Genomic DNA, 12863 nt, shown 5'->3' on the forward strand with positions numbered 1-12863 from the left:
TTTCACTGTCTGGGTTTCGTATTTCATGCGTGCACCGGGCAAGGCGCCGCAATGACGGCGCGCATCCGCGTTCGTTCGCCCGCCTAACCGCAACTGACGGTCGAGAGCATATTGAGCGGCTGCATCGGCAATCGCGGATCGGGCGAGATGACCGTACCGCTCGTGACGGTCATCGCACAGTTGTGAAGGCCGATCATTATGCCGGATTTCTCCGATTTAGCCGGATCGAAAGCGAATTTCCAACGCTGCTGCGCCGGGTCGCGAAAGAGCGCGACGACACCGAACGCTTGCGCCTCGCGCGTCACCTTTTCGGTCATTTGGTAATGCTGGCCGGGTATCAGCGTCACTTCGCGCACGCTCAGTAAATCGGCGCCTAGCGTGCTTTTCTCCTTGGCCGGATCGGTGAACGTATCGAACGGCGCCTGCTGGAACGAGGTGGGGTCCTTCAACGCGTAAAGACGCACGACGAGCGCGAGCGGATGATTGTCGTTGGCGGCGTTCAGATTGGGGGCGGCCGCGAGCGTCAGCGGAACGTCGCGCGGCGGCTTTTGCGAGTCGGGCACCGGCGGCTTGCCCACGCCGACTGCCTGCAAAGCCGTGGAGGCCGCGGCGCCCAGCATGGGCACCGCCGCCGCGCATCCGGCCAACTGCGCGCATGCGAGCAGCAGACAGGCGAGGCGCGACGCACGCCGATAACCGAACCCTTCGTGATTCACGCCCGCACCCCGTCCGAAATCGACCATTGCTTAATGTCCAACGCCCTGTACGAGACGCATCGTTCGTGACATCACGATGACACGAAAGTCTATATACAGGTTTGTCTAGTTCAGGTCGGCAGGAAAAAATTTCCGCCCCGTAATTCCTTTTCGATTTAATTCGGAAATTATTTCAGCATTGTTTGCCTGAGATATCACGTGGCATTCGAATTCGAACGAATCGTATTCGAAGCGGTGCAGTTGAATTATCGAAAATTGGCCGGTACTATACGCGCGCACTGGCCGCAAAGCAAAGTAGCGGTTTTCCGGGTGAATTAATAAACGGCTTCGTCGAAAGAAGAAAGAATGATGAAACATAGACTTTTCCTATTCTCCGCCACGGTGCTCGCGTGCGTAACTATGGTGGGCTGCGCAACGCAGAACGCGAACATGCAATCTTCTCCCGAAGCCTTCAACAAAGCGCTATCCGATGCGGACACCGTTGCCAAGAGCGGCGATCAAACGCGCGCGCTGGCGCTGTACGATCAGCTGACGAAGGCCGACCCGACGCGTGAGGAACCATGGTCGCGCATTGCGCAGATCCAGTTTGCCCAATCGCATTACGGGCAGGCCATCGTCGCCGCGCAAGAGGCGCTGTCGCGCGATCAAACCGATCGCGAGGCCAAGAGCGTGCTGGCCGTGAGCGGCCTGCGCGTGGCGACGGAATCGCTCGGCCAACTGCGTCAGGATGCGGCGCTCGCCGGCGATGCGAAGGGCGATGCGCAAGTGCTCGCACATCAGCTGCGTGAGACGCTCGGACAAAACACGCTGTTTCCCGAAGAAGTCGACGAAAAGAAACCGGCGGTGAAGAAGCGCCGTATCGTGCGCCGCCCCGTCGCGGCCGCGCAAAAGCCCGCCGAGAAAGCGCCGGAAGGCGCCACGGCTACGGCGCCGAGCGCACCGCCGGTGCAAAAACCCGCGCCGGCCCAGGCTGCGAAGAGCGGCGGCGCCTCCGATCCCTTCAGTGCACTTCGCTGATCGGCCTATTTGATCCTGTCGCCCTGGGGAGCCATCGATGGCGAAGAAAGAAAGCATTCAGAAACGGCTGCAAAAAGTGCGGCCGCCGCGCGTCCAGCTGACGTACGAGGTCGAGCGCGGCGACGCGATCGAGATCAAGGAACTGCCGTTCGTCGTGGGCGTCATCGCCGACTTGGCCGGGCAGTCCGAGGTCGAGCAGCCGAAGCTGCGCGATCGCAAGTTCGTGAGCGTCGATCGCGACAATTTCGACGACGTCATGAAGGGCCTCGAGCCGCGCGCCGCGTTCCAGGTCAAGAACGAGCTGACCGATGCGGGCGGTTCGTTCGGCGTCGATCTTCGCTTCCGCTCGATGGACGATTTCGGCCCCGACGCCGTGGTCCAGCAGATCGATCCGTTGCGCCGCTTGCTCGAAGCGCGTTCGAAGCTGGCCGATCTGCGCAACAAGCTCGCGGGCAACGACAAGCTCGAAAGCCTGCTGAGCGAGGTGCTCGCCAATACGCAGCAGTTGCAGGCGCTCGCGGGCGAGACGGGTGCGCGCGGCGATGGCGAAGACAAGCAAGGCGATTAACTTGAGCGGGGTGTGAGGATGAATCAGCAAACAGCCGCGGCCCCGACGGGCGAGGCGCAGGCGGGCGCCGCCACGTCGCTGCTCGACGAGATCGTCGAAAAGAGCAAGGTCGCCAAATCCGACTCGGAGCATGCGCGCGCGAAGGATCTGATCGGCGAACTCGTTCACCAAGTCATGGACGGCACGGTCGTCGTGTCGGACAACCTGTCCGCGACGATCGACGCGCGTATCGCCGAACTCGACCGGCTCCTGTCGGCGCAGCTGAGCGAAGTCATGCACGCGCCCGAATTCCAGCGCATGGAAAGCACGTGGCGCGGGCTCGACTACCTCTGCAAAGAGAGCAACACGGGCTCGATGATCAAGATCCGCGTGCTCAACGCGGGCAAGCGAGAAATCGTGCGCGATTTCAAGGCGGCCTCGGAGTTCGATCAGAGCGCGTTGTTCAAAAAGGTGTACGAAGAGGAATTCGGCACGTTCGGCGGCGCGCCGTTCGGTGCGCTCGTCGGCGATTTCGAGCTCACGCGGCAGCCTGAGGACATGTACTTCATCGAGCAGATGTCGCATGTGGCCGCGGCGGCGCATGCGCCGTTCATCGCGTCGGCGTCGCCCGAGCTGATCGGTCTCGAATCGTTTGCCGATCTGGGCAAGCCCCGTGATCTCGGCAAGGTGTTCGACACCGTCGAGTACGCGAAGTGGAAGTCGTTCCGCGATTCCGAAGATTCGCGCTACGTCGGCTTGACGCTGCCGCGCTATCTCGGCCGGCTGCCGTTCAATCCGAAGGAAGGCCTCATCGCCGACACCTTCAACTTCGTCGAGAACGTCGACGGCTCGGATCACAGCAAGTACCTGTGGTGCAACGCGGCCTGGGCGTTCGCGGCGCGGCTGACCGCCGCATTCGACGACTTCGGCTGGTGCGCCGCGATTCGCGGCGTGGAAGGCGGCGGGCTCGTCGAGGATCTGCCGACGCATACGTTCAAGACCGACGACGGCGAGATCGCGCTGAAATGCCCGACCGAAATCGCCATCACCGACCGCCGCGAGAAGGAGCTCAGCGATCTGGGCTTCATCCCGCTCGTGCATTGCAAGAACTCCGACTACGCGGCGTTTTTCGCGGCGCAGTCGGTGCAAAAGCCGAAGAAGTACAACACGGACAGCGCCAACGCGAACGCCGTGCTGTCGGCGCAGCTGCAGTACATCTTCTCGGTGTCGCGCATCGCGCACTATCTGAAGGTGATGATGCGCGACAAGATCGGCAGCTTCGCTTCGGCGCAAAACGTCGAGCAGTTCTTGAATCGCTGGGTCGCGCAGTACGTGCTGCTCGACGACAACGCCACGCAAGAGCAGAAGGCGCAGTTTCCGCTGCGGGAGGCGTCGATCCAAGTGTCCGAGATCCCCGGAAAGCCGGGCTCGTACCGGTCCGTCGCCTTCCTGCGCCCGCATTTCCAGCTCGACGAGCTGTCGATCTCGCTGCGGCTGGTCGCGGATCTGCCGAAATCCGCGGGCGCATAAAACACAAGTTATTCCGAGCGCGGCTCGGGCATGGCGCCCGAGCCGCATATAACCGCTACCTGGGAGTCGCGTAGTCATGAAAGACATCTATCTGAAGTTCGGCAGTCCCGCCATCAAGGGTGAATCCGCCGACAAGGATCACAAGGACTGGATCGAGATCAGCTCGTGGAATCACTCGATCACGCAGCCGCGCTCGGCCACGTCGGGCACCGCCGGCGGTGCGACGGCCGAACGCTGCGAGCATGGCGACATGACCTTCTCGAAGGACATCGACGCCGTCAGCCCGCTGCTCTATCAGCACGCCTCGGGCGGCACGACGTTCGACGAAGTGACGGTCGATTTCATGCGTGCCGACGGTGAAGGCAACCGCGTCAAGTACCTCGAGATCAAGATGAAGTACGTCATCGTCTCGAGCGTCACGCCGAGCGTGGTGGGTGAGGGCCTGCCGACGGAGCAGTTCTCGCTGAAGTACGCCGCGATCCAATGGAAGTACACGCAGCAGCAAGTCGGCGGCGGCGCCGGCGGCAACGTGCAAGGCGCGTGGAGCCTGACCAAGAACGACAAGACGTACGCGGTCTAAGCATCGCGTTCGACGCGTCGCCCGCTTCCCATGTGAGGCGGGCGGCGCTTGCGTCCTTTCCGCATTGATTGATCCGATTGACGTATGAGCACGGTATCCGATGAAGCGCTTCGAACCGAGCTTGCTCGATAAGCTGTTCGACGACGATCCGCGCTCGCCGGCGCCCGCCGCGATGCGACAGTGGTCGCTCGACGAACTCAAGGCGCGCGTGGCGCGCGATGTCGAGGCCTTGCTCAACACGCGTATCGTGCTGACCGAGCATGACCTCCTGAAGTTGCCGGAGTGTCAGCGCTCGGTGCTGACCTACGGGCTGAACGATTTCGCGGGCTTGAGCCTCGCCAGCCACTTCGATCGCACGTATATCTGCGACTCGATTGCGCAGGCAATCGCGCGGCATGAGCCGCGCCTGCGCGCCGTGCGTGTGTCGCTCGAAGTCAATGAGCAATCGACGAACGCGTTGTATTTCGTCATTCGCGCGAAGCTCGTCGTCCATCCGGCCGAAGAGCCGGTCAGCTTCGACGCCATGCTGCAAGCGTCCACGCTGCAATATTCGGTCACACGTTCGCGGCGCGGCACGGATGCGACGCGCGCCCGCGTGCGCGAACTGGGACACAGCTAGTCGATAAGAGAGCAGGCGCTCGGGGATCATTGATGCAAGCGTTGCTGCCTTACTACGAGCGCGAGCTGGCCTTTCTGCGCCGCTATTCGCGCGATTTCGCCGATCGGTATCCGAAGATCGCCTCGCGCCTCGCGCCGCTTGGCGAACAGGGCGACGATCCCCACGTCGAGCGCATGATCGAGGCATTCGCCCTACTGACGGCGCGTGTCAATAAAAAGCTCGACGACGATCTTCCGGAATTCACCGAGGCGCTGCTCGAGGTCATGTATCCGCATTATCTGCGGCCGTTTCCGTCATGCTCGATCGCGCAATTGGGCTTGCCGCGCGACGGCGGGGCGGCGCATCCGGTGACGATCGAACGCGGCGCCGCGCTGGCCTCGCGCGAGATTCGCGGCGTACGCTGCCGCTTTCGCACCGCCTACGACGTCACGCTCGCACCGCTGCGGCTGGCGCGCGCGAGGCATACGCCGCTCTCGGAGGTGCCGCCTTCGGCCGTCACGCTACCCGGCGATGCCTCTGCGCTGCTCTCGTTCACATTCGAGACCACGGCGCCCGAGGGCACGCTCGGCGCGCTGAATCTCCCGTCGCTGCGGGCCTATCTTCACGGCGAACAGTCGTTCGTCGCGGCCCTGGCCGATTCGCTGTTCATGAAGGCGATCGGGGCATACATCGAAACGGATGAGAGCCGGCTTTGGCGTGCACTCCCGGAGATTCCCATCGAGCCGGCCGGGCTGGCCGACGAAGATGCCTTGATCGACTATCCGGCCAAGTCGCATCCTGCCTACCGCGTACTGACCGAGTACTTTGCCTTTCCGGAGAAGTTCGACTTCGTCGATTTCGACCTGGCGACGATGGTCGCAACCGCGGGGCGCTGCCGGCGCTTGACGCTACACGTGGCGCTTGGGGAGCTGCGCGACGAGCCTCATATCGAGCGGCTCATCGAATCGCTGAGCGCCAACCACGTTCGTCTCTTCTGCACGCCCGTCGTGAATCTGTTCGAGCAGCGTGGCGAGCCGATTCACGTGAGCCACGAGGCGATTGCCTATTCCGTCGTCGCGGACGCGCGCCACGCGCACGCGTACGAGGTCTATTCGATCGACGACGTCCGTCGCGTCGAGACGGCGGCGGACGGGCAAACCGTCACCGAGTTTCGCCCGTTCTATGCGCTTCATCACGAAGAAGCGGCGCGTGCGGGGCGCTACTGGTTCTCGCGCCGCAACGATTGGGTCGCGCAGCATAGCCCCGGCTATGAAACCGAGATATCGGTCGTCGACGCCGATTTCGACCCGCTCGCCGCGGGCACGCATACGCTGAGCCTCGCGCTCACGTGTACGAATCGGGACCTTCCGGCGCGGCTCGCAGTCGGGCTCGAGGGCGGCGATCTCTTCGCGTCGCCCGAATTGCATGTCGGCACGATCGGCTTGCTGTCGCGGCCGACGCCCAGCCTGCGCGTCGCGCGCGGCGCGTCGATGCGTTGGCGGCTCGTTTCGCACCTCGCGCTGAACCACGTGCCGTTGGCCGCCGGCGGCCTCGCGCCGCTCAAGGAATTGCTCGCGTTATACGACACGCGCCGCACGGCGGTTTCCGCGCGCCATATCGCGGGCATCGTCGGCATCGAGCAGCGGCCGGCCGTGCAATGGCTGCCGGGGCGTCCGTTTGCCACGTTCGTGCGCGGGGTCGAGATTCGGTTGACGTTCGACGAGGCGCATTACGTCGGGACGAGCCTCGCGACGTTCGTGCGCGTGCTCGACACGTTCTTCGGCCTGTTCGTGAGGTTGAACAGTTTCGTGCAACTCGTGGCCGTGGCGGGCCGCACAGGCGAGGAGATCATGCGATGCAAGCCGCGCAGCGCGCAATCGACGCTGGCGTAGTCGAGCGGCTGCTCGACGAGCCTTATCGGTTCCAATTCTTCCAAGCGGTACGTGTGCTCGACACATGGTTTTCGCGCGAAAACGCCGGCCGCGAAAGCGAGCGCGCCGCCGAGTCCATCGTCTTTCGCAACAGCCTCGCCCTGACATTCCCGGCGAGCGAACTCGAACACGCGCTGCCATACAACGAAGCCCGAGAGCCGCTTGTCGAGGCCGATACCCGGCGCAGTGCGCTGGCCAAGCGTGCGGTCCGCCAAGTCGAACTCACGCCCGCGTTTTTTGGCCTCCTGGGCGGACAAGGCGCGCTGCCGCTGCACTATACGGAGCAACTCGTTGCACGCGCGCACGTGCAGCGCGATCACGCGGCGCGCGAGTTCTTCGATGTTTTTTCAAACCGGGCGACGGCGCTGTTTTACGCGGCGTGGAAGAAGTACCGGCTGCCGTTTCACTACGAACTCGATCGAGACGAACGGTATCTGCCGCTCCTGCTCGCCTTGGCTGGCGTACCCGATGCGGGCACGCGCGCGCACCTGCAAGCGGGGCGCGGCGCGCTGCTCGACGAGGCGATCGCGGGCTACGCGCTGCCGGCGCGCCACCGGCCGATGTCGGCCGCGTATCTCGCCCGCACGTTGACCGACTACTTCCGCGTGCCCGTGCAGGTCGAGCAATTCGCGGGCAGGTGGTATGCGGTGCCGAGCGAGCGCATGACCGTGCTCGGACGCGCCAACGCGACGCTGGGCGCGACCGCGCTGGCAGGCGAACGGGTGTGGCAACGCGACATGCGGGCGCGTATCGTCGTCGGCCCGCTCACGAAGCGCGATTACGAAGCGTTCCTGCCCGGCGAATCGCGCGCTATCGCGCTCGAACGCATGTTGACGCTGCTGGCCGGGATCACGATCGAATACGAGGTGTCGCTCGTGCTCGCGCGCGAGGAAGTGGGCACGAGCTGTCTGGGCGGCGGCGCGCGGCTCGGCTACGACGCCTTCCTCTGCACGCGCGAGGCCGAGCACGACCGCGACGATGCACGCTACGAACTGAACGTCATCCACTAGACCCGACACTGACAGTTATCCGATAAAGCGAGAATCGATCCAACATGAGCACCCCCCTGAAGACTCTCATCGCCAAGCTCGATACGCTGTGCCTGAACGGCGCGACGCGCGCCGCGAGCCTGTGCCTCGCGCGCGGCCATTACGAAGTCGATCTCGAGCACTTGCTCCTGGCGCTGATCGAGGAGCGCGCGAGCGACTTGTCGGTCGTGCTGCGGGCGAGCGGGCTTAGCTCCGACGCGCTGCGCCGAGATCTCGAACGCGAACTCGAACGCATGAAGACGGGCAACACGCGCACGCCGGTGTTCTCGCAGCATTTGATCGCGCTGTTCGAACAAGCTTGGCTCATCGCTTCGCTCGACTCGCATGTGGCGCGGATCCGCTCGGGACATTTGCTGCTCGCGCTGCTGGCATCGCCCGAGCTGGCCCAATTTGCCGAGCGCATGTCGCCGATCCTCTCGCGCGTGCCCATCGAACAGCTGAAGCACCGGTTCGACGAAGCGACGGCCGGGTCGATCGAAGCCGAGCATGTCGCCGATGCGGCGGCGGCAAGCGAGGCCGATGCGGCGCCGGGGCAGAGCGCGATCGATCCCACGTTGCCCGCGGCGCCATCTAAGACGCCGGCGCTCGACACTTACACGACCAATCTGACACAGCGGGCGCGCGACGGCCATATCGATCCGGTCATCGGCCGGGAAGCCGAGATCCGCCAGACGATCGACATTCTCATGCGCCGCCGCCAGAACAACCCGATCCTGACGGGCGAAGCCGGCGTGGGCAAGACAGCCGTCGTCGAAGGCCTCGCGCTGCGCATTGCCGCGGGCGACGTGCCGGCGCCGCTCGTCGGCGTCGCGCTGCACGTGCTCGACATGGGGCTGCTGCAGGCCGGCGCGAGCGTGAAAGGCGAATTCGAGAATCGTCTCAAGACCGTGATCGACGAAGTCAAGAAGAGCGCCGTGCCGATCATCTTGTTCATCGACGAGGCGCACACGATCATCGGCGCGGGCGGGCAAGCCGGCCAGAACGACGCGGCGAATTTGCTGAAGCCGGCGCTCGCGCGCGGCGAACTGCGCACGATTGCCGCGACGACGTGGAGCGAATATCGAAAATATTTCGAAAAAGACGTGGCGCTTGCACGGCGCTTCCAAGTCGTGAAAATCGACGAGCCGAGCGAGGCGTTGGCTTGCGCGATGGTGCGTGGCCTTGCTCAGCGCATGGAAGCGCATTTCAATGTGCGCATTTTGGACGAAGCGATCACCGAAGCCGTGCGCCTGTCGCACCGGTACATCACCGGGCGCCAATTGCCCGACAAGGCGATTGGCGTGCTCGACACGGCATGCGCGAAGGTGGCGCTCGCGCAAGGTTCCACGCCAGCCGTTATCGACGACACGCGCAAGCGGATCGAACGCGTCGATGCCGAGATTGCCGCGCTCGAGCGCGAGGTCGCGACGGGCACCGCCGGCGGCGCGCATGAGGAGCGGCTTGCAGGGCTACGCGCGGCGCGCGAAACGGATGTCGCCGCGCTCGCGCTTGACGAAGCGCGCTATGAGGAAGAACGCGCGCTTGCGCAGCGCATCGAAGCCATGCGCGGCGAACTGGCGGCGATGACCCATCTCGATTCCTCCGATGCTGCCGCCGCCGCGTTGCGAGAAACGCTGGCCGAGACGACGGCCAAGCTGACGGCATTGCAGCAGTCGAGCCCAATGGTGCCGCTGCAGGTGGACGGTCATGTCGTCGCGGAGATCGTCGCCGGTTGGACGGGTATTCCGCTCGGGCGAATGATCAAGGACGAAATCGGCACCGTGCTGGGTTTGAAGGATCTTCTGGCTGCGCGCGTGATCGGCCAAGACCATGCGCTCGATGCCATCGCGCAGCGCGTGCGTACCGCCAGCGCGAATTTGGAGGACCCGCACAAGCCGCGCGGGGTGTTCCTGTTCGTGGGGCCGTCGGGCGTGGGCAAGACCGAAACGGCGCTCGCCCTGGCGGATATCCTCTACGGCGGCGAGCGCAAGCTCATCACCATCAACATGAGCGAGTATCAGGAAGCGCACAGCGTATCGGGTTTGAAAGGCTCGCCGCCCGGATACGTCGGCTATGGCGAAGGCGGCGTGCTGACCGAGGCCGTGCGGCGCAACCCGTATTCGGTCGTGCTGCTCGACGAAATCGAAAAGGCCCACCCCGACGTGCTCGAAATGTTCTTCCAGGTGTTCGACAAAGGCACGCTCGATGACGCCGAGGGGCGCGAGATCGATTTTCGCCATGCGTTGATCATTCTGACGTCGAACGTCGGATCGGCGGCCGTCATGCAAGCCTGTCTCAATCAGGAAGCGCAAGCGCTGCCCGATGCGGAGGCGCTCTCCGAGCTGTTGCGGCCGCAGTTGTACAAGGCGTTCAAGCCGGCGTTCCTCGGCCGCGTCAAGGTCGTGCCGTACTATCCGATCTCCGACGAGGTGCTGGTCGAGATCATCGAGCTCAAGCTCGATCGCATCCGTGCCCGCATCGCGCAGAACCACCGTGCCGCGTTCGCTTGGGACGAGTCGCTCGTCGATGCCGTGCTGGCACGGTGTACGGAGGTCGATTCGGGGGCCCGCAACGTCGATCACATTCTCAACGGCACGCTGTTGCCCGAACTCGCGCAACACGTGCTCGGCCGCATCGCCCAAGGCGAGCGCATCGAGCAGATCGCCGTGCGCGCGCTCGAGGGCGGCCAATTCGAATATAAGGTGAGCTGAAATGATGCGACCCCCCGCGCGCACTGCGTTCGCGGCCCTCCATGGGGGCGTCGGCCTCCCTTGGAGCGGCCCTACGGGAGACTGACATGCCCATCGATCTATCCCCTCTCATCGCGCCGCTCGAAGGCGCTTCGCCCTGCGGCGAGGATTTGCTGTTCTCATCGGATTTCGACGCGATTCAGCACGCGCGCCGCTTCGACGATCCATCGCTCGACCAGGGCGAATGGATCACCGACATCAAGGAAGCCGACTGGGGCTTCGTCATCGAACGCTGTTCGCTGCTGCTCTCGAAGCAGACGAAGGATTTGCGGCTGGCCGCCTGGCTCACCGAAGCGCTCGCGATGAAGCAGGGCGTCGCCGGGCTCTCGCAAGGCTATGTGTTGCTCGCGGCGCTCAGCGAGCGTTATTGGGACACCGTACACCCGCTTCCCGAAGGCGACGATGCCGAATACCGGCTCGGCAATGTGACCTGGCTCGTGGGCCGCACGGCGCAGTTGCTGCGCGATGTGCCGCTCACGCAAGCCTCCAACGGCGAGTTTCGCGGGCTCGATTGGGAGGTGGCGACGAACGTGGCGCAGGCGATGCGCCGCGACCCCGATCGGGCCGATGAGATCGCCTACGGCAAGCCGTCGATCGAACAGATCGAGGCGGCCAAGCGGGCGACGCCGCCGGCGTTTTACCGCACGTTGCTGACGGATTTGAAGGCATTCGAAGCGGCCATGCTGGCGCTCGAGCGAGAACTCGACGCGCGCGCCGGCACGTCGGCGCCGAGTTTTCGGCAGGCCAAGGACGCGTACGAGTTCGTCTTCGGGTTGGCCGAGCGCTTCGCGCGCGACGTGGGCGTGAAGACCGAAGTGGTCGCAGAGCCGCCTCAGACGGGGGCGAGCGGCGCCGAACGCGCCGAGCCCAGCTTCAAGACCGCGCCTTCTTCACTCGAGACTACGATGCCCGCCAACGTTGCCGTAGAGCCCACCGCGCGTCACGCGGGCCCGATCCAAACTCGGGCCGATGCCGTGGCGCAATTGCGCGCGATCGCGCGTTTCCTGCGCGCGACGGAGCCGCACAGCCCGGCCGCTTATCTCGCGGACAAAGCCGCGGAATGGGCGGACATGCCGTTGCACGAATGGCTGGCCGCCGTCGTCAAGGACGACGGTTCGCTCGCGCATCTTCGGGAGGTGCTGGGCGTGAAGCCGGGCGATTCGAACTAGCGGATTGCCGAAGGCCGGACGCGCAAAGGCGTCGCGGCCGGCGTGTGCGGCGCGCCCGAGCGGACCGGGACGCCGCTCCGCCGTTATTGGCCGACGCGGAATTCGATACGCCGATTGCGGGCGCGGCCGTCGCTGGTGTCGTTCGATGCGATCGGCTGATCGGGGCCGACGCCCATCGTCGTCATCGCTCGCGGGGCGACCCCCTTCGTGACGAGATAGCCTTTGACCGCATCGGCGCGCGCCTGGCTCAGCGCAATGTTCGACGTGCGGCTGCCGGAATTGTCGGTATGGCCGATGATTTCCACCGTCTTGCCCGACATCTTGGCGAGGACGGCCGCCATCTGATCGAGGATCGCGCGCCCTTGCGGGGTCAACGTCGCGCTACCGGTCTCGAATTCGATCGTGCGATTGGCGAGCGTCGTATCGAGCAGGCCTTGCTCCGACGCGCTCACGCGCAAGCCATTGCGGATCGTGTAGGTGGGATTGAGCGCATTGGCCATGTCGCTTGCGATCTGCTGGCGCTGAGACTCGTTCGACACCTCGCCCTTGACGTCGATTTGCGTGCCGTCGATCTTGAGCTGTCCCTTGCTGATTTGCTTGAGCTGCGGGCCCAGCAGCTTTTGCACGTTCGCGCTCCAGTTCGGCGGCGTGGCCACGCCGCCCACCTCGATCTGATCGACGACGTTGCGGGCCCCGTACGTCTCGCGCAACCGTGCGAGCACGGCGCTATGCGTCGCTTCATCCGGCACCTTGCCGCCGACGACGACTTGCCCGGGCGCCGCATCGGCAGGCGCAGGCATATGCGTTGGGGCGCTTTGGACGCCCGGCGTAGCCTGCGTGGCTGGCGCTTGGTTTTGCGCGAGCGTGGGCAGCGCCGTCACGCTAACGCGGGCCCCGCCGCTGTCGACGGGCGACACGCTGACGCGACCGGCATCGTCGGCATACGCCGCGCCGGCGGCCAGCGATCCGGCCACCGCCAGCGCTTGCGCGAGCACGC

At 64.7% G+C, this 12863-nt stretch carries 11 protein-coding genes; 9 read left to right on the top strand and 2 right to left on the bottom strand.

Translation table 11 applies throughout. The features are described 5' to 3' along the window. Positions 1–83 precede the first annotated feature (83 nt). On the bottom strand, positions 84–743 hold the full coding sequence (gene tssJ / locus ACTHNR_RS04120; RefSeq protein WP_440546212.1) for a type VI secretion system lipoprotein TssJ: 660 nt from the start codon (positions 741–743) through the stop codon (positions 84–86). A gap of 321 nt (positions 744–1064) precedes the next feature. Between tssJ and ACTHNR_RS04125 the strand changes: the two genes are divergently transcribed. From ACTHNR_RS04125 to tssA, 9 genes are all read left to right on the top strand, one after another. After that, positions 1065–1733, top strand: a complete 669-nt coding sequence (locus ACTHNR_RS04125; RefSeq protein ID WP_440546245.1) for a tetratricopeptide repeat protein — start codon at positions 1065–1067, stop codon at positions 1731–1733. A 37-nt stretch (positions 1734–1770) separates the two neighbouring features. Continuing rightward, positions 1771–2301: a type VI secretion system contractile sheath small subunit gene (tssB, locus tag ACTHNR_RS04130; RefSeq protein ID WP_440546214.1), complete on the top strand. Its 531-nt coding sequence runs from the start codon at positions 1771–1773 to the stop codon at positions 2299–2301. An 18-nt stretch (positions 2302–2319) separates the two neighbouring features. Further along, positions 2320–3810 (top strand): type VI secretion system contractile sheath large subunit, encoded by a 1491-nt coding sequence (tssC, locus tag ACTHNR_RS04135; protein WP_440546215.1) that lies wholly within the window; start codon positions 2320–2322, stop codon positions 3808–3810. A gap of 76 nt (positions 3811–3886) precedes the next feature. Beyond that, positions 3887–4390 carry an Hcp family type VI secretion system effector gene (locus ACTHNR_RS04140; protein WP_440546216.1) on the top strand — a complete coding sequence of 168 codons (504 nt, stop codon included), beginning with the start codon at positions 3887–3889 and terminating at the stop codon, positions 4388–4390. A 100-nt stretch (positions 4391–4490) separates the two neighbouring features. Further along, on the top strand, positions 4491–5009 hold the full coding sequence (gene tssE / locus ACTHNR_RS04145; RefSeq protein WP_440546217.1) for a type VI secretion system baseplate subunit TssE: 519 nt from the start codon (positions 4491–4493) through the stop codon (positions 5007–5009). A gap of 32 nt (positions 5010–5041) precedes the next feature. After that, positions 5042–6880 carry a type VI secretion system baseplate subunit TssF gene (gene tssF / locus ACTHNR_RS04150; protein WP_440546218.1) on the top strand — a complete coding sequence of 613 codons (1839 nt, stop codon included), beginning with the start codon at positions 5042–5044 and terminating at the stop codon, positions 6878–6880. Then, the gene (gene tssG / locus ACTHNR_RS04155; RefSeq protein WP_440546219.1) at positions 6844–7929 is read left to right on the top strand and encodes a type VI secretion system baseplate subunit TssG; all 1086 of its coding nucleotides are present in this window, start codon (positions 6844–6846) and stop codon (positions 7927–7929) included. Before tssF ends, tssG begins: the two co-directional genes overlap by 37 nt. 44 nt (positions 7930–7973) lie before the next feature. After that, positions 7974–10658, top strand: coding sequence for a type VI secretion system ATPase TssH (gene tssH / locus ACTHNR_RS04160; protein WP_440546221.1), 2685 nt, complete (start codon positions 7974–7976; stop codon positions 10656–10658). An 86-nt stretch (positions 10659–10744) separates the two neighbouring features. Then, positions 10745–11866, top strand: coding sequence for a type VI secretion system protein TssA (gene tssA / locus ACTHNR_RS04165; RefSeq protein ID WP_440546222.1), 1122 nt, complete (start codon positions 10745–10747; stop codon positions 11864–11866). Between the two features lie 83 nt (positions 11867–11949). On the opposite strand, the gene ACTHNR_RS04170 is transcribed toward tssA, so the two are convergent. Further along, a complete protein-coding gene (locus ACTHNR_RS04170; RefSeq protein ID WP_440546247.1) occupies positions 11950–12861 on the bottom strand; it encodes an OmpA family protein in 912 nt (303 codons plus the stop codon). Positions 12862–12863 lie beyond the last annotated feature (2 nt).

The sequence above is a fragment of the Trinickia sp. genome (genome assembly GCF_051954495.1).
Lineage (GTDB): Bacteria > Pseudomonadota > Gammaproteobacteria > Burkholderiales > Burkholderiaceae > Trinickia.